This window comes from Paraburkholderia panacisoli (assembly GCF_008369935.1).
Classification (GTDB): Bacteria; Pseudomonadota; Gammaproteobacteria; order Burkholderiales; family Burkholderiaceae; genus Paraburkholderia; species Paraburkholderia panacisoli.
The window spans coordinates 16,956-33,638 of the sequence record NZ_VTUZ01000045.1; the positions used below are offsets into that span (position 1 = coordinate 16,956).

The following is a 16,683-nucleotide window of genomic DNA, read 5'->3' on the forward strand; positions in this document are numbered from 1 at the left end:
AGGAGACGACCGATGATCCAGCCTACTCAAGCCCCGCTCCCGCCTGCCGCCGGGTCGGCCGCAGCGGCGAACCCCGCCCCGCACCGCGTGCCCAACACCGACGGCATCTGGTACGAGTCGTATCCGCCGGACGTGCCGCGTGACATCGATGTCACGCAATACGAATCGCTCGTGCAGTTCTTCGACGAATGCATCGCGCGGTTCCGCGAGCGGGTCGCGTATGTGAGCGTCGGCGCGAATCTGACCTACGGCGAACTGGGCCGCAAGGCCACCGCGTTCGGCGCGTATTTGCAGAGCATCGGCGTGAAGCCCGGCGAGCGCGTCGCGATTATGCTGCCGAATACGTTCCAGTATCCGGTGTCGCTGTTCGGCGTGCTGAAAGCGGGCGCGGTGGTGGTCAACGTGAATCCGCTCTATACGGTGCGCGAACTCGCGCATCAGTTGAAGGACAGCGGCGCGCAAACCATCATCGTGTTCGAGAACTTCGCGAAGACGGTCGAAGACGCGCTGCCTGGCACCAAGGTGAAGAACGTCATCGTGACCGGTCTCGGCGATCTGCTGGCCGACGGTCCGAATCTGAAGGGCCGTCTGCTCAATTTCATGTTGCGCCGCGTGAAGAAGATGGTGCCCGCGTACAAGCTGCCGCAAGCGGTGCCGCTGCTCGACGCGTTGTCGGCCGGTTACTCGCTGCCGCTGACGCCCGTGCGCGCCACGCACGACGACATCGCGCTCCTGCAGTACACGGGCGGCACCACCGGCGTCGCGAAAGGCGCGATGCTCACGCACAAGAACATCATCGCCAATCTGCTGCAGGCCAAGGCGTGGGCCGAGCGCGAGTTGAAGGGCGAGATCGAAACGGTCCTCACGCCGCTGCCGCTCTATCACATCTATTCGCTGACCGTGAACGCGCTGATCTTCATGGGGCTCGGCGGGCGCAACATCCTGATCGCCAATCCGCGCGACATGAAGCGCGTGATGATGATCATCCGTCACGAGAAATTCACCAGCATGACGGCGGTCAACACGCTGTACAACGCGTTTCTCGACAACGAGGAATTCCGCAAGCGCGACTTCTCGAACCTCAAGCTTGCGATGGCGGGCGGCATGGCAACCCAGAAGGCGGTGGCCGACCGTTTCAAGGCCGTCACCGGCAAGCCGATCATCGAAGGTTATGGGCTGACCGAATGCTCGCCGATCGTCTCGATGAACCCGATCGACCTCGACACCATGCGCGACTTCGACGGCTCGATCGGCTTGCCCGCGCCGTCCACGCACGTGCGCTTCAGGAAGGACGACGGCAGCTGGGCCAACATCGGCGAAGCGGGCGAGCTGTGCGTGAAGGGCCCGCAGGTGATGAAAGGCTACTGGAACCGCCCTGAAGAAACCGCCAAGGTAATCGACGACGAGGGCTGGCTCGCCACCGGCGACATCGGCGTGATGGACTCGCGCGGCTTCATCCGCCTGATCGACCGCAAGAAGGACTTGATCATCGTGTCGGGCTTCAACGTGTATCCGAATGAAATCGAGGACGTGATCGCCGCCCATCCGGACGTGCGCGAAGTGGCCGCAATCGGCGTGCCCGACGCGGCACACGGCGAACGCGTGAAGGTGTTCGTCGTCAGGCGCAACCCGTCGCTGACCGCCGAGCAGGTGATCGCCCATTGCCGCAAGAATCTGACCGGCTACAAGGTGCCGAAGCTGGTGGAGTTCCGCGACGAACTGCCGCAAACCAACGTCGGCAAGATTCTGCGCCGTGCGTTGCGCGACGAGGAACTCGCCAAGCAAAAGTCTGCCTGACAGGGAACGCTGCGTTGGCGTCGCGCTTTTGCGCTATCTCGCGTCAGGTTCCGGAGGCCCGATGAAGCACCGCATGTCCGCACGCTCATGCCGGTCGCCGGCCTTCATGCGCGTCGCCGCAGTCGTCAAGACTGCGGTGCGCGCCGCCGCGTCAGGGTGCGCGCTGTCGTCACGCGGACTGCTGAGCTGCGCGCTGCTTGCCGGCGCCGCCATCGTCGCGGCGCCAGCGGCGTTCGCACAGAACGACGACACCCCGCCCCCGCTCGATGCCGCGAGCGCCGTCAAGGCGCCGACCACGCCGCCCGCGCAGGTCGGCAAGCTCACGCTGGATCAGCAGGTCAAATGGCTGCGCGCCGCGCAACGCAGCGGCACGCTGGAAAAACTCGCCGACGCGCAGCTGGTCGCGCTGTTCCAGTCGCTCGATCCGCTCGCGCTGCCGCGCTACATCAAGGAAGGGCCGACCGGCTACGCATCGTACGAGTTCACCATGCTGCGCTCGGAGCGCATTCACGGCCAGTGGCCCGACAAGCCCGATCACATGCTGGTTCGGCTCGCGCATGACCCGCTGCGGATCTACGCGAAGTGGCTGCCCGACGGCGCGCGCGCGGGCCAGGAAATCATCTACGACGAGTCCAGACGGACCGACGAAATGTACGGCCACCTGGGCGGGCTGATGAATGTGATGCCGTTGTGGACCGCGCTGAACGGTGCGCTCGCGCGCTCGCAATCGAACCACGACGTGCGCGATCTGGGCACCGAGTACATCGCGAGTCAGTACCTCAGCGAGGGCAAGAAATTCATCGAGGCCGGCTTGCCGCGCTCGACCCAGGTGGAAGTCAAGACGATCGACGGCGTGCGCGTGGTGGCCTTCACGTTCGAAACGCCGACCGGCCAGCCGCAGTTCTACGCGAAGAAGGAAACGCTCGGGCTCGATCTGCGGCATCCGTACTTCCGCAGCGTCGAGTCTTATGACAACGACGGCAAGCTGTTCGAGCGGATCGTGTTCGAAACCATCACGCCGAAGACTTTCGACGACGCCACCTTCGATCCGAAGAACAAGGCGTACAACTTCTAGCTTCCACTGTGCTCGTCGCGTGAAAGGCGCGGCGTGAACGCGAAGACGACGTGCGCCTGTTGCGCAGTTGAGCCCGTGCCCGGCTCGTGGCTGTGTGCGACCCGCAGATGCCCCGTGCGGGTGACAAGTTCGCCGAGCACGAAGTAGTCGGATGCGCGCGTGATGCCGATCAGCGCAGGTGGGGCCGGCGCGGCAGTGGGGCCGGATTGCCGGCCGAGAAGCGGCGCGAGCGTCGTGTACCACAGTGCGCCGATGTCGCCACCGGTTTCGAACGTCGGCAGCTTCAGTTGCGCGGCATAGCGCGCGAACGACGGCCCGCCAGCGAGCGTCGAATCGACGACCGCGAGCGTGCCGTCACGCGTTGCCGCGCGTGCGAACCACGGCCACACGCCGCTTGCCACGGTGGACCACCATGCTCCAGTCATCATGAAAGTGCGTCGGTCCATGGATGACTCCTGTCGCTATCGAGCGAAGCGCGCGCGTTGCCCGCGTTCACGTGTACCCGCGCCGGTCGCGCCACGCCGCCGGCCAGATGCCCTGCTTGCCCGGCGCGAGAATGCCGTTCGGGTCGAGCGCGTCCTTGATCGTTTCCGACAGCCGCAGCAACGCGCCATCGTTGAAGCTGTACTGAGCCGCCGCAAAATCCATGTACGCGAGATGCGCGCGATACTCGCCGTACCCCGCCGCGCGCGCATCGCTCATCAGCGAACGCAGCAACGCGCCGGCCTGCTCGACCTGGTCCGCGTCGTCGCGGTCGAAGATCGCCGCGAAGATGTGATGCAGATGACGCTCGCCCGCCGTGAATCCCCCGTAGTAATCGAAGCCGTATTCCGCCGCGCGCGTCTTGACCATCGTGTATTGGCGCAACGCGTCGCGCCCGGTCGCCGGACACACCGGCGCGAAGTCCACGTGAGCGCCCGCGCCGCCGCGCCAGTCGAGCATACGAAACGCGCTCATCGCGGGAATGCCGGCGAGGTTGCGGTCGCCGCCGCCGGTGGGCTGCGCATCGCCCGCATAACGCGCGGCGAAAAACCGCGCCTGCGGCACGCGGGCGAACGCGCGCTGCACGATCGCATGGCGTGCGTCGATCAGTTCGGGCGTGCCGTAGAGCGCGAAATGCAGATTCCAGCGCCCGACGTTCAGCTTGTCGAGCATCGCGACGACCGCGCTTTCCGGCATCGCACCCGGGCCCTCATACCACTGCCTGCGGGCCGACAAACCCGCCGCGCGGCGCAAGCCGCCTTCGATCACCGCGCGGTTGCGGATCGTTTCGTCGAGCCGCAATGGCCGCAGAATGTCGACGATCGCCTCGAGATCGGCCTCGTGGCGAAACTGGACTTCGCCGAGCAGATACGCGGGCGGCGCGGGCATCAGCCAAACCCCCAGCTTGGTGACGATGCCGTAATTCGACTGCATGAACATCGCATCGAACGAGGGGCCGTAGCCCGGCTGATACAGCTGCCATGCGGTGCCGATCTCGATGCCGCCCATGCCGGTGCGCAGCACGTCGCCGTTGGCGAGCACCACTTCCATCCCGCACTGCGTCGCCGCATGATCGCCGTACGCGGTGTAGCCGAAGCCGCGTTCGAGCGTGTTGCCGACCACGCTGCCCCAGCCGGCCGCGGGCGGATCGACCCACAGCTTGTAGCCCTTGTCGCGCAGATGCGCATACAGATCGAAGTAGCTGACGCCCGGTTCGACCAGCGCGTACGCGAGCGTCTCGTTGACCTCGATGATGCGGTTCATCCGCTGCAGATCGAGCACGACCGATCCCGCGAGACGCGGCGCGGCGCCGCCGTACGCGAAGTTGCGGCCGGTCGAGACGGTCCACAACGGAATCCGGTATTGATTGGCGACGCGCAGCACCGCGCGAATCTCGTCGACCGATGCGGGCAGCAGCGCAGCGCTCGCTGAAAACGCCTCGCGCTCGCCCGGCGCGAATGGATCGAGATAGGCGGTGAGCCCTGTCGTCGAAGTCACCACGTGCGCATCGCCGACAATCGCCCGCCATGCGGCGAGCGCGCGATCGAATTGCGCGGCGGAGAGTTTGGGCGGGACGCTCAAGGGCAATGAATATTCCTCCGGCGGGATGAAAGACGCGGCGGTGTATGAGCCTGTGTATTTTGCGCTTATGCGTTCCCGTGGCTCCGTGCGGTCGCCCGCTACTGCCACGCTTCCGGCTTGCCGCCGAGCGCGCTGCACACGTCGATCGCGATCGAGCGCAGCTTGCCTTCCGCGATCGACCCGGACAACGCATAGCCCAAGCGGTCGCTGACCCAGTAGAAGGTGCGCCGGTTGCCGTCGCGGAACAGGCGGAACGCGGTTTCGTCGCGCGCAATACCGGTGACGTACAACGTGAGGCGCTCGCCGGCGGTATTCTCGTACATGAATTGCGCGGCCGGTCCGGCCTCGCCGGGCAACAGCCTTCCACCCACCAGCGAGTAGCCATATTCCTGCAACGACGGCACCGACAGAGGACGGTTCAGCCGCTTGGACAGCCAGTTGATCAGATGCTCTTCTTCGCTCGCGGCGACTTCCACCGGATGACGCCGCTCCGGCGTGTACACCGCGTAGGCGATGTCCGCGCGCTGCGCGAAGCTCGGCGGCTGGCTGCCCGCGCCCCATGCCCCGTCCCACTTGCCGCCCGTCAGGCGCGGCGCGAGCGGACCCACCGCCAGCGCAAGCCCCGCGCCGACCGCGAGCCAGCACGCGGCGAGGCCCGCGCGCTGCCACCACGGCGGGCTGCGGCGCACCACGATGAACGCGGGTTCGTCTGCGGCGTCGCGTTCGGGGTCGTCGTGACGCGCGTCGAACTCAGCGCGCGCGCTGCGCTGCGGCGCGCCGCACAGCGCGCGCAGCGCGGCTTTCTGCGCACGCCACGCGGCCACCCGTGCGGCGGCCTGCGGATGCTGCTCCAGTTGCGCCTCTATCGCGGCGTGCTGCGCATGCGGCAGTTCGCCGTCCACAAACGCCGACAGCGCTCGCAGATCGAGCCCTTCGGGCAAGCTGGAATCGTAGTCGTCGTTATTCATTTCTGGTTTCTCACCACTTTCAACGGCGGAGACTTGCGCGTTGAGCCTTGGGTTGGCCCATGCGCCGGCCCCTCCGTCAGCAGCACGCGCATATGCTCACGCGCGCGCGACAGCCGCGACATCACCGTGCCTATCGGCACACCGAGCGCCTTTGACGCTTCCTGATAAGACAGCTCTTCCACGCAGACGAGCAGCAGCACTTCACGCTGCTCGACCGGCAGACAGTACAACGCGCGCTGCAAGTCGCGCAGCATCAGACCGTCGACTTCGGCTTGCGGCGCTTCGAGATTGCGCCACGGCGCGCTTTCGTCGTCGACGGCGATTTCGCGGCGGCCGCGCAGCTGATCGATATAAAGGTGCCGCAGGATCGTCAGAAGCCACGCCCGCAAATTGCTGTCGGGCCGGAACGCCGACCAGCGCGCGAGTGCACGCTCCGCCGTATCCTGCACGAGATCGTCGGCCCACGCCCGGTCGCCCGTCAGCGCGCGCGCATAGCGCCGCAACTGCGGGAGCCACGCGATCACATCCGCTTCGAAGCTCACCTTGCGAGCGGAAACTCAGTAGCCACCACCGCCACTACTGGTGCCGCTGGTACCTGACGCGCCGCTGTCGGTCGCGGACGTGCAACCGCCCGTTGCGAGCGACCCGAGCGCAAGCGCGAGCAACACGAAGACGGCGGACAGGATACGGGATGCTTTCATGGCGAATCTCCTTTGGCGTGCGCTGGCTGGCCAGCGCCCCGATCGGCCGCGTGCGGAATTGCAGGGCGGCCATGTATGACTTAACGCGAGCGCAGCGCGATTTATTCCCAGCAAAGGGCTTGCACCTATCCTTTTCCGCCATCCGCGCCGGGAACGCCTGGGGAATGCGTGGATGATGCCCGCGGCGATGCGGAAGAAACCGCCATAGCCCAGCAGATTCGTAACTCAACGTTACAGCCAATAGTTATCAGATGCTTATGCGCTCACAAGCCGTTATAGTGGACGCAGTTCGGGCCGCCGACTCGTTCCGCCCCACACAGGGTAGAATTGCGGCGAACCACCGTCTTTTTAACCTGAATTGTCCATGGCATCCGCAGAATCGCACCCGCAAAACGATTTCATGAACGCTGCGCGCAAAGAACGAAAGCGCGTCGAGATCTATCTCGTCAACGGCATTCGCCTGACGGGGTGCATCGAATCGTTCGATCAATACCTGGTGATGCTGCGCACACCTGTGGGTCTGCAAGGCATCTACAAGCGCGCGATCTCCACGATCCAGCTCGACACCGGCACACGTCCGGCGCCGCGCGCCGGGCGGCCGGCGCATGGCGAGCACAACACGCGTGGCCCGCACGGCTCGCGTGAACCGCGCGACCATCGTGAGCCGCGCGAACCGCGTGAACCGCGCGAGTCGTACGGGGCGTCGTCCACGGAGCGCTCATCGTCCGAGCGCGGCAGCGGCACGTCCGACGGCCCGGTGGTCGTCACGCGCCGCCGGCGTCTGTTCGGCACGGGCGGCGACGGCAACCACGGCGGCGGCAATCATGGCGGCAGCAATCATGGCGGCAGCGGCAGCGGCAGCCCCGGCAACAACAGTGGCAACAACGGCAACGAATAAGCGGCCGGCGCGGCGCTCGGCTATGCCACCGGCTGGCCGAGACGCTGCAAGATCTTCTCCAGTTGCATCACCGCTGCTTCCTCAGCTCGAATCCCCCTTTGACCGCCAACTCGCGGCGCCGTCAGTAGTCGGCATTCAGCGTGCGCAGCGCCGGTTACCTCGTTACCCACTCCGGATGTCCCCCAGTTCTGCTTCCACGACGTGCTACGCGATCACGCGCTGGGCGCGGTGGTTTGTTCCGGTCCATGTTGTTTTCGCTGCCTCGTGATTGGCTAGTGCTGTTGCGCTCTCTCCCGAGCGAGGCGCTGCCGGTTCGTGCGATGCGGTCTGCTGCGGCTTGCGGCGGCTTTTGCGTTCCGCTTCGCTGCCTGGCGGCACACGGAAAACGACGCGACGGCGTGCGAATTCAACGGATGCTGTGGCATTGGATGCTGGCTGACGCTCGCGTCATGCTGGCGGCCTCGAAAGGCGACATTTGCGATGCACGCTTGAGCCATTCGGCCGACACTCGGCGAGGTCCGCCATGCGCTATGCTGAATAGTCGACTCTCTTTTAGCGGAGCAAGTCATGACCAGCAAGAAGCCCCCCATATCTCAGCCCGGCATGCAGCCTGGCATCAAGTCCGCGGCGGCGCGGCCGTCGGCTGAATCCGACGATAGCCGTCTCGACGAGGCACTGGCGGAAAGCTTCCCCGCCAGCGACCCGATTGCCGTCGATTTGACAGATCCCCATGCGCCGGTTAAGGCAGCGTCCCCAGAGGGAAAGAAGCGGCGTTAGCGCAGGTGTTGGCGGCTGGTTTCGCCACTATGTGGGGCCACGCGAACGAGTTTGGAAATCGGAGAATGGTGGCCGCCACCGCTCGCGCGGAACATGCGGCGTTGGAGCGGAAAGCCGGCGCGCGCGATGGCGATGCACCTGGCCGCGAGAGCATCCGGCTTGCGGGGCAAACGTGGGCAGGCGAAAGCAGACAACACGGCGAAGATCGCTGATCAAGGCCGCCGGCCAGATAGCGATGTTGGCAGCGAATGTGATCAGCACCAGCGTGGGCGGCAAAGGCACTACGGCATCAGCATGGCCACAACCGTCATGCCCAGCAACCACCGCACGCTGTCAGTAAGTCAGCCGGAGCTTCCCCGTTCCGCCCTCCCCGCCAGACGAACCACAAGCCATCGCACTCAATGCGAAGGCAGGCCGCTCTCCAGTTGACGCTGAAGCTCGCGCACCTGGCGCTGCGCGACGCGCAACTGGTCCTGCGCGGCAAGCTTCTGTTGAGCCAGCGCCGTGGTTTCGGCGCGCTTCTCCTGCTGCTGGGTCGCAACGATGCTCTGCTGCTGCCGCGCGACATCGAGGTCGGCCTGCAAGCGGTTCGCGCGGTCCTGCGACAACGCGATCATCCGCTGCGTGAACGCCTTTTGCGCCTCGAGCTGCGTGCGGCGAATCTCGACATCCGACAGTTGCACCGTCTGACGCACGAAGTCCTTATAAATCATGTCGGCGCGCGCGGCGTCCTGCGTCTTGATCACGCGCCAGAAATTCTTTTGCTGGAACAGCGCGACGTAGTACGTCATTTCCTTGCCGTAAAACAGCAGACTCGCCCCGTAGCTGCCGTTGTAGGTGGTGCGCAGTTCGCTGAGATCCGACCCGTGGATCATCTGCTGCAATTCCGCCACATTGCCCGCGGCGGACTGCCGGCTTTCGTCCGGGGTCAGTGCAGTGGTCTCTGCTTGCCCGGTCTGTGCGGTCTGCGCGGTCTGTGCGGTGGTTGGCAGCGCGGTGCTCGTGCCGGGCTGGGAAACGACGCCAGCGCTTGCGTTACTGTCCTGCAGAGCCTGAGCATTCACACCTTGCACGGCTCCCACTGCGATGAATGCGGCGAGAGCAATCCGCCGTAGTTTCAACTTTCGGTCCATGTAATTCCTGCTTGAACAGTTTTTGTTTTAGTAGAAAACGGCTAATTATTACTTACTTTCGCGGGTTTCGGGCTCTTCGTCGAAAATTTGGTATCGGCGCATTTTCTTCCATGGAACCTTACGGCTGATGCCGAGATACAGCGCCGTGTGCTCGGCCATGTCTCATTTACTGCTGTCCACCAGCACTCCGGCCGCGCTCTCGGCCGGCACCGGCCCACTGGAGCACGCCAGCGCCGGCAGGCGCTGTAGCCGCGCCGCATCCCACGCGCCGATCTGGCGCACCGTCACGCCGATCCGCGCTGCCAGGTTACGCAACTCACGCACGTGCCGGGAAACCAGGTATCGGCGACCGCGTCGGCGAGCCAGTACGGCAGGTCCGGCAACGCGAACAGGCGCCCGGCGGCGATCACCTGCGCGATGAACGCCTGGAAGATCGCCATCTTGTCCACCGAGCCGCGCTCCTCGATCGACGGAATCTTCCACTCGATCACCGGGAGCCGGCAACACCGGTCGGCGTGGAACGTGCCGTCCTCTACCGATCAATTTCAATCAACCCGGCGCGCAAGGCCTTCGGACCGCGACCGAGAATGAGCTTACCGCGCCCGCCGAACAGTTGAGTGTGTCCGCGATGCCGCCGAAGGGCCGCGACAACGTCACGTATCTGACCGCGCACGCGTCGGTCCCCATCGACAGCAACGGCCTGATCGGCAAGATCGCCGCGTCGCACTATGGCGGCAATTGGGTCGACAATCCCGGCCTGCCCTCTTACATCGAACGCATCGTCATCAACGACGCGATCGGCGGCTCGTTCGCGTATCCGATCCTGTCGAGCCGCTCGCAAAGCGTGATCGGCACGGCGCCGGACTACGCGCCGCACGACGAGGGCCGCTATCACAACAAGCGGAACGGCGCGCGCATCGGCTTGCGCTCGCAAGTGCATGTGATGCAGCTGCAGGCCGGACATACCGGCGTGCAAACCGGCCAGGTGCGCCGCGCCAGTATCAGCGTGGCGAAGGCGTTCGACATTCTGGGCGGATCGAATCTGCCTGGCTCGAACCCTGCCAATCCTGCGTCGATCACTTCGTGAAGCGCGGCGCGAGCTTTCTCGCAAACTAACGAGTGGCCGCTGAAGATCGGCACCGCCGTTTCGCTCACCGGCAGTACAGCACGGTCTCATTGCCAACCTCGGAGCAGATCTCGTTCGGTGCGCAGCGTTTCGCACAGGGTTATCGACCGGGCGAAGCATCGGGCGATTCGGGCTGGGGCGCGCTGTTCGAAGTCATCCGCGCGTTCGCGCTGCGCTTCACGTATCTGCGCACGTTCACGCCGTACACATCTCGTTCGACATGGTGCGCGTCTATCTGCACGCGGGTACGTCGTCGCCATCGAAACTGTCGTCGATCGCGTTCGGCTTCCGGATCCCGGATGCGACGTAGTACAGCCTGGATCTGTCGGTGGCGAAGGCGGTCGACGACGCGCCGATGGAAAGCGCGTCGCGCAGCCCGTGCATCAACGCGACGTTCTCGTACCAGTTGAATTTGACGCTGCTTGAACGTGCCGGGCCCTGATTAGAGGTTCCCCTATCAAACGACGCGCGCACTTTCGCGTATTCTGCGCTGACGATGCAACCGGCGGCATGCACCCATGCACGCCGCGAGATGCAAATCACGTGAGCCGAAGCCAGACCTGAGAGGCAATACCAGGCCATCATGGCGGGCCTCGTCCGGGCACCGCCCGAGATACCGATAACGCCGCGCGACCACGAACGCGCCGTCTCTAATCAAGGAGGAAGACAATGACGCAATTCACCCAACACGCTCGCACAATCGCGCTTCGCACTGCCAAACATGCGGCTGTCGCCGGCCTGCTGCTCGCGAGCGCGGTGACGGCCATGGCGCAGACCGACACGCCGGTCGGCACGTGGCAAACCGTCGACGATCACACCGGCCAGCCCAAAGCGCTCGTGCAGATCGCGCAGGATGGCAGCGGCCAACTGAGCGGCAAGGTGATCAAGGGTCTCGGGGCAAACGATCAGCCTGATCGCCGCTGCACCGCTTGCACCGACGCACGCAAGGATCAGCCGATTCTCGGCATGACCATCATCAGCGACATGAAGAAGGACGGCGACGGCTGGGATCACGGGCAGATTCTCGACCCGGAAAACGGCAAGCTCTACAAGTGCAAGATGCACCTGGAAGATGGCGGCAACAAGCTGATCGTGCGTGGCTATATCGGCGTGGCGCTACTGGGCCGCTCGCAGACCTGGGTTCGTCAGCAGTAGTGCGCGACGCATGCAAGCACTGCCCTCTTTCGGGCCAGCGCGGATCATCTGTGAAGTGTGACTTACGCTGCCAGCAGCGTGTGCGCGGGCAGCGTCACCGCCAAAGCGCCGCTGCGGTCGGAATGAACAAAGAAACGGCCGGCGATCACTATCGCGCGGCCGTTTTGCATGTGAAGCAGACAGATCGACGCTGTCATGCAGCGTGCTTGAATGGCGACGCGTACGCGAACGGCGAAGCCGGCAGCGGTTTGCTCGGTGCAGGCTGGCACGCCGGAGGTGTAACGGCCACAGCAGGTACGGCAACCGGAGCGCTTTGCGTTGCGGCACGCTTCTGTTCGTCGCTCGCGTGCGTGCGCATGCGCGCTTCCATCAAGCAGCAGAGTTCCTCACTCGCGGCGCCGAGCAGTTGCTCCGTCACACGTTTGAGCACGCCGGATTCGTACCATGCCTTGAAGCGGCGATGACAGGTCTGATACGACGGGTATCTGCGCGGCATCGCGGACCAGGTTGCGCCGCTATACATGACCCACAGCACGCCGTTGAGCACCGATCGGGTATTGGCAAGCGGCCGGCCACGCTGTTCGGAACGCGGGCGCAGTTCAGGAAGCAACGGAGCAACACGCTGCCATTCTTCGTCAGTGATATCACGGTGCGGATTCATAGCTTCTCCTTTATCTAAACCAAGACAAAAGGTAGCCTGTGGTGCGCGCCCGGGACATAAGACCAATCTGAATCTTGAAAATGCGCCGTTTGGTGCAATCAGTTCGACCACTGAGCGTGATCTATCGCAAACGTATCGGCGGCCGTACCACTTGATCCGCCGGCTGACATCAGTTCGATGAGCGGCCCGAATACGCGCCCTGAAGCCGCTCAGGTCAGCGACGTGTCGACGATCCGTCGCGGCGTGTCGAGATACTCCTTCGACTGCATCTCGACAATCCGCGATACCGTGCGCGTGAATTCGTTCGCCATCGGCCCGTCCACGTACAGTTGCTCGGGCGGCACCGCGGCGGACATCAGCAGCTTGACCTTGTGGTCGTAAAACACGTCGATCAGCCACGTGAAGCGGCGCGCTTCCGAGGCCATGCGCACCGACATCTGCGGCACGCCAGAGAGAATCACTGCGTGAAAACGGCTGGCCAGTTCCAGATAGTCGTTCTGCGAACGCGGGCCGCCGCACAGCGTCGCGAAGTCGAACCACACGACGCCGTCCGCGCGGCGCAGCGCCTTCAGCTCGCGCTTCTCGATATGCAGGATCGGGCTCTCGTCGGGGACCGCGGCGAGGCGCGAGAACGCGTCGCGCAGCGCCTTGTCGGCGACCGCGCCGAGCGGCGTGTGATACACCTCCACCTGAGCGAGCGTGCGCTGCCGGTAGTCGATGCCCGCATCGACGTTGATCACGTCGAGCTTGTCCTTGATCAGCTCGATGGCCGGCAACATACGATCGCGATGCAGCCCGTCCGGATACAGCGTGTCCGGATCGTAGTTGGACGTCATCACGAACTGCACGCCGTTCTCGAACATCTTGTCGAGCAGACGGTACAGGATCATCGCATCCGCAATATCCGATACGTGGAATTCGTCGAAGCAGATCAGGCGGTAGCGCTTCGCGATGCGGCGCGCGAGTTCGTCGAGCGGATCGGCCGTGCCCTTCAGCTCTTCCAGTTCGCGATGCACTTCGCGCATGAACTCGTGAAAATGCAGCCGAGTCTTGCGATGCAGCGGCACGATCATGTAGAAGCTGTCCATCAGGAAGCTCTTGCCGCGCCCTACGCCGCCCCACATGTACACGCCGCGCGGCAGGTCGGGACGATTGATCAGCTTCTTGAACGCGTTCGAGCGGCGCGACTTGTATTCGACCCACTCTTCGTAGCACCGCTGCAGCCGGTCGACCGCCGCCCGTTGCGCGGGGTCGGATTGATAACCGCGCGTCTGCAGTTCTTTTTCGTAGTATTCGGTGACGTTCATGGTGTTGCTGCAAAAAGAAAGGCGGGAGGGAATGAACCCGCCCGCCTTGATGGTGATGCCAGAGTTGTGCTCAGTCAGGCGTGCGCGTGATTACATGTTCAGCGCGCGCTTGTCGACGGCGAGTGCCGCTTCGCGCATGACTTCCGACAGCGACGGATGCGGATGGCAAATGCGGCCCAGGTCTTCCGACGCCGCCTTGAATTCCATCGCCACGACGGCTTCCGCGATCAGGTCCGATGCGTTTGCCGAGATGATGTGCACGCCGAGCAGTTCGTCGGTCTTGGCGTCGGCGATCATCTTGACGAAACCATCCGCCTTGTTGATACCCAGCGCGCGGCCGTTCGCCATGAACGGGAACTGGCCCGTCTTGATCTCGCGGCCTTCGGCCTTCAGCTGCTGCTCCGTCTTGCCGACCCATGCGATTTCCGGTTCGGTATAGATCACCCACGGAACGCAGTTGTAGTCGATATGCGGTTTCTGACCGTCGATGATTTCGGCGACCAGCACGCCTTCGTCTTCGGCCTTGTGCGCGAGCATCGGACCACGCACCACGTCGCCGATCGCATACACGTTCGGCACCGCCGTCGCGCAATGCTCGTCGACGTCGATGAAGCCGCGCTCGTTGGCCTTCAGGCCGATCGCTTCGAGACCGAGGTTGTCGGTGTTCGGCACGCGGCCGATCGACACGATCAGGCGGTCCGCTTCGAGCGTCTTCGCGTTACCGTCCTTGTCCGTGTAAGCGATCGACACGCTGTTGTCGGTCGTCGTCACTGCGCCGACGTTCACGCCGACCTGGATGTCGAGACCCTGCTTCTTGAACTGCTTGGCCGCTTCTTTCGCGAGCGCCTGGTCAGCCGCGCCGAGGAATTCCGGCAGCGCTTCGAGCACGGTCACTTCCGCGCCCAGACGACGCCACACCGAACCCAGTTCAAGACCGATCACGCCGGCGCCGATCACAGCCAGCTTCTTCGGTGCGATGTCGAAGCTCAGTGCGCCTTCGTTGTCGGCGACGATCTTGTTGTCGACCGGAACGTTCGGCAGATGGCGCGCCTTCGAACCCGTGGCGATGATCACGTTCTTCGCCGTCACGACTTCGGTTTCGCCTTCGCCGCTCACTTCGATCTGCACGCCGGCGTCCGTCTTGCCGGTGAACTTGCCGTGACCCTTGAGCCACGTGATCTTGTTCTTGCGGAACAGGAATTCGATACCCTTGGTCATCTTCTCGACGATGCCGTCCTTGCGGGCCATCATCTTCGAGATATCCACCTTCACGTTGTCCACGGAGATGCCGTGGTCCGCGAGGTGATGCGATGCGTTTTCAAATTCTTCCGACGACGCGAGCAGCGCCTTCGACGGAATGCAACCCACGTTCAGGCACGTGCCGCCGAGCTTCAACGCGCCGGCCGGGTTCTGCCATTTTTCGATACATGCGACGGTCTTGCCGAGCTGCGCTGCACGGATGGCGGCGATATAGCCGCCAGGGCCTGCGCCGATCACGACGACGTCAAATTCTTTGGACATGACAATCCTTTTGATGGCGGAACGGCGCGTGACCACGCTTCGCGGCGCGCGCCGTTCCTTTACTGCGGAATGCTAAAGACGTGCTGCTTAGGTGGAGCCGGCTTGCGCAAAAGCAAGCCGGCTCCACCGGGATGGCGATTACAGGTCGAGCAGCAGACGAGCCGGGTCTTCCAGCGCGTCCTTCATTGCGACCAGCGACAGCACCGCTTCGCGGCCGTCGATGATACGGTGGTCGTACGACAGCGCCAGGTAGTTCATCGGACGGATCACGATCTGGCCGTTTTCGACCACAGCGCGTTCCTTCGTGGCGTGCACGCCCAGGATTGCGGATTGCGGCGGGTTGATGATCGGGGTCGACAGCATCGAACCGAACACACCACCGTTCGAGATCGAGAACGTGCCGCCGGTCATTTCTTCGATCGACAGCTTGCCGTCCTTGGCCTTCTGGCCGAATTCGGCAATCTTCTTCTCGATGTCGGCGAGGCTCAGTTGATCCGCGTTGCGCAGGATCGGCACCACCAGACCGCGCGGCGAACCGACAGCGATACCGATGTCGAAGTAGCCGTGATAGACGATGTCGTTACCGTCGATCGACGCGTTCACCAGCGGGAACTTCTTCAGCGCGTGAACCGCCGCCTTCACGAAGAACGACATGAAGCCGAGCTTCACGCCATGTTCCTTCTCGAACTTGTCCTTGTACTTGTTGCGCAGGTCCATCACCGGCGCCATGTTCACTTCGTTGAACGTGGTCAGGATGGCGTTGGTTTGCTGCGACTCGAGCAGACGCTCGGCGATACGCGCGCGCAGACGCGACATCGGCACGCGTTGTTCCGGACGGTCCTTCAGCCACTGGTCGGCCGAAGCAGGCGCCTTGACGTCGGGCAGCGACGGCTTCGCAGCCTTCGGTGCGGCAGCCGGTGCCGGTGCGGCCTTGGCAGCAGGCGCGCCAGCGGTCAGCACGTCGCCCTTGGTGATGCGGCCGTCGCGGCCGGTGCCGGCGACGTCGCCCGACGACAGGCCCTTTTCCGCCATCAGCTTGCCGGCAGCCGGCGAAGCAGCGGTATTCGCGCCCGTCGCAGCAGCGGCCTGAGCGGCCGGAGCAGGCGTGGCAGCCGGGGCCGGCTTCACTTCTGCTTCAACGGCGGCAGCGCTTGCGGTGCCTTCGGTGTCGATCTTCGCGATCACCTGGTCAGCGACGACGGTGTCGCCGTCGTTCGCGATGACCTGAACCAGCACGCCGGCCGAGGGTGCCGGCACTTCGAGAACGACCTTGTCGGTCTCGACTTCGATGAGAATTTCGTCGACAGCAACAGCCTCGCCGGGCTTCTTCTTCCACTGCAGCATCGTGGCTTCCGAGACCGACTCGGACAGCTGGGGAACCTTGACTTCAACAATAGCCATTATGAATATCCTGAATACGTATCGGGTGACGGCGCGGTGAACGACGACCGCCTGCGAACCATAACCGCGAATGGACCTTTATCGGACCACCGGACGCGG

17 protein-coding genes and 1 pseudogene are annotated in these 16,683 nt (G+C 64.1%); 6 read left to right on the forward strand and 12 right to left on the reverse strand.

Annotation, left to right across the window (positions count from 1 at the left end; genetic code table 11):
• The first annotated feature begins 12 nt into the window (after positions 1–12).
• Both FVF58_RS40475 and FVF58_RS40480 read left to right on the forward strand, forming a co-directional pair.
• Positions 13–1,797 (forward strand): AMP-binding protein, encoded by a 1,785-nt coding sequence (locus tag FVF58_RS40475; protein WP_149675264.1) that lies wholly within the window; start codon positions 13–15, stop codon positions 1,795–1,797.
• Between the two features lie 61 nt (positions 1,798–1,858).
• Entirely contained in the window at positions 1,859–2,872 is a 1,014-nt protein-coding gene (locus tag FVF58_RS40480; protein ID WP_149675265.1) for a DUF1571 domain-containing protein, read from the forward strand.
• On the opposite strand, the gene FVF58_RS40485 is transcribed toward FVF58_RS40480, so the two are convergent.
• The 5 genes from FVF58_RS40485 to FVF58_RS51900 all read right to left on the reverse strand — a co-directional run bounded on the left by FVF58_RS40485 (position 2,869) and on the right by FVF58_RS51900 (position 6,605).
• Entirely contained in the window at positions 2,869–3,318 is a 450-nt protein-coding gene (locus FVF58_RS40485; RefSeq protein WP_149675266.1) for a hypothetical protein, read from the reverse strand. The genes FVF58_RS40480 and FVF58_RS40485 overlap by 4 nt on opposite strands.
• A gap of 46 nt (positions 3,319–3,364) precedes the next feature.
• On the reverse strand, positions 3,365–4,942 hold the full coding sequence (locus tag FVF58_RS40490; protein ID WP_149675267.1) for an FAD-binding oxidoreductase: 1,578 nt from the start codon (positions 4,940–4,942) through the stop codon (positions 3,365–3,367).
• A gap of 92 nt (positions 4,943–5,034) precedes the next feature.
• A complete protein-coding gene (locus FVF58_RS40495) occupies positions 5,035–5,904 on the reverse strand; it encodes an anti-sigma factor family protein (protein ID WP_149675268.1) in 870 nt (289 codons plus the stop codon).
• A complete protein-coding gene (locus tag FVF58_RS40500) occupies positions 5,901–6,446 on the reverse strand; it encodes an RNA polymerase sigma factor (RefSeq protein ID WP_149675269.1) in 546 nt (181 codons plus the stop codon). Before FVF58_RS40500 ends, FVF58_RS40495 begins: the two co-directional genes overlap by 4 nt.
• Before the next feature lie 15 nt (positions 6,447–6,461).
• Positions 6,462–6,605, reverse strand: coding sequence for a hypothetical protein (locus FVF58_RS51900; protein ID WP_188131090.1), 144 nt, complete (start codon positions 6,603–6,605; stop codon positions 6,462–6,464).
• A 364-nt stretch (positions 6,606–6,969) separates the two neighbouring features.
• Between FVF58_RS51900 and hfq the strand changes: the two genes are divergently transcribed.
• Complete coding sequence (gene hfq / locus FVF58_RS40505; protein WP_149675270.1) at positions 6,970–7,503, forward strand: RNA chaperone Hfq; 534 nt, start codon at positions 6,970–6,972, stop codon at positions 7,501–7,503.
• 567 nt (positions 7,504–8,070) lie between these two features.
• Positions 8,071–8,280 (forward strand): hypothetical protein, encoded by a 210-nt coding sequence (locus FVF58_RS40510; RefSeq protein WP_149675271.1) that lies wholly within the window; start codon positions 8,071–8,073, stop codon positions 8,278–8,280.
• A 398-nt stretch (positions 8,281–8,678) separates the two neighbouring features.
• Here FVF58_RS40510 and FVF58_RS40515 read toward each other — a convergent pair whose 3' ends face one another.
• Together FVF58_RS40515 and FVF58_RS40520 are read right to left on the reverse strand one after the other, a co-directional pair.
• Positions 8,679–9,413 carry a DUF2968 domain-containing protein gene (locus FVF58_RS40515; protein WP_149675272.1) on the reverse strand — a complete coding sequence of 245 codons (735 nt, stop codon included), beginning with the start codon at positions 9,411–9,413 and terminating at the stop codon, positions 8,679–8,681.
• Between the two features lie 48 nt (positions 9,414–9,461).
• A pseudogene (locus tag FVF58_RS40520) lies at positions 9,462–9,949 on the reverse strand (sigma 54-interacting transcriptional regulator); the annotation flags it as partial.
• A 92-nt stretch (positions 9,950–10,041) separates the two neighbouring features.
• On the opposite strand from FVF58_RS40520, the gene FVF58_RS55000 reads away from it, so the two are divergent.
• Positions 10,042–10,500, forward strand: coding sequence for a ShlB/FhaC/HecB family protein (locus FVF58_RS55000; protein WP_246217432.1), 459 nt, complete (start codon positions 10,042–10,044; stop codon positions 10,498–10,500).
• A gap of 270 nt (positions 10,501–10,770) precedes the next feature.
• Here the strand turns inward: FVF58_RS55000 and FVF58_RS55005 are convergent, their stop codons facing one another.
• Entirely contained in the window at positions 10,771–11,124 is a 354-nt protein-coding gene (locus FVF58_RS55005) for a hypothetical protein (RefSeq protein ID WP_246217433.1), read from the reverse strand.
• An 84-nt stretch (positions 11,125–11,208) separates the two neighbouring features.
• Between FVF58_RS55005 and FVF58_RS40530 the strand changes: the two genes are divergently transcribed.
• Positions 11,209–11,694, forward strand: coding sequence for a DUF2147 domain-containing protein (locus FVF58_RS40530; RefSeq protein WP_149675273.1), 486 nt, complete (start codon positions 11,209–11,211; stop codon positions 11,692–11,694).
• 193 nt (positions 11,695–11,887) lie between these two features.
• On the opposite strand, the gene FVF58_RS40535 is transcribed toward FVF58_RS40530, so the two are convergent.
• From FVF58_RS40535 to odhB, 4 genes are all read right to left on the reverse strand, one after another.
• Positions 11,888–12,355, reverse strand: coding sequence for a transposase (locus FVF58_RS40535; RefSeq protein ID WP_149675274.1), 468 nt, complete (start codon positions 12,353–12,355; stop codon positions 11,888–11,890).
• Between the two features lie 209 nt (positions 12,356–12,564).
• Positions 12,565–13,662 carry a cell division protein ZapE gene (gene zapE, locus FVF58_RS40540; RefSeq protein WP_149675275.1) on the reverse strand — a complete coding sequence of 366 codons (1,098 nt, stop codon included), beginning with the start codon at positions 13,660–13,662 and terminating at the stop codon, positions 12,565–12,567.
• A 90-nt stretch (positions 13,663–13,752) separates the two neighbouring features.
• Positions 13,753–15,183 (reverse strand): dihydrolipoyl dehydrogenase, encoded by a 1,431-nt coding sequence (lpdA, locus tag FVF58_RS40545; protein WP_149675276.1) that lies wholly within the window; start codon positions 15,181–15,183, stop codon positions 13,753–13,755.
• A gap of 138 nt (positions 15,184–15,321) precedes the next feature.
• Positions 15,322–16,584 (reverse strand): 2-oxoglutarate dehydrogenase complex dihydrolipoyllysine-residue succinyltransferase, encoded by a 1,263-nt coding sequence (gene odhB, locus FVF58_RS40550; protein ID WP_149675277.1) that lies wholly within the window; start codon positions 16,582–16,584, stop codon positions 15,322–15,324.
• Positions 16,585–16,683 lie beyond the last annotated feature (99 nt).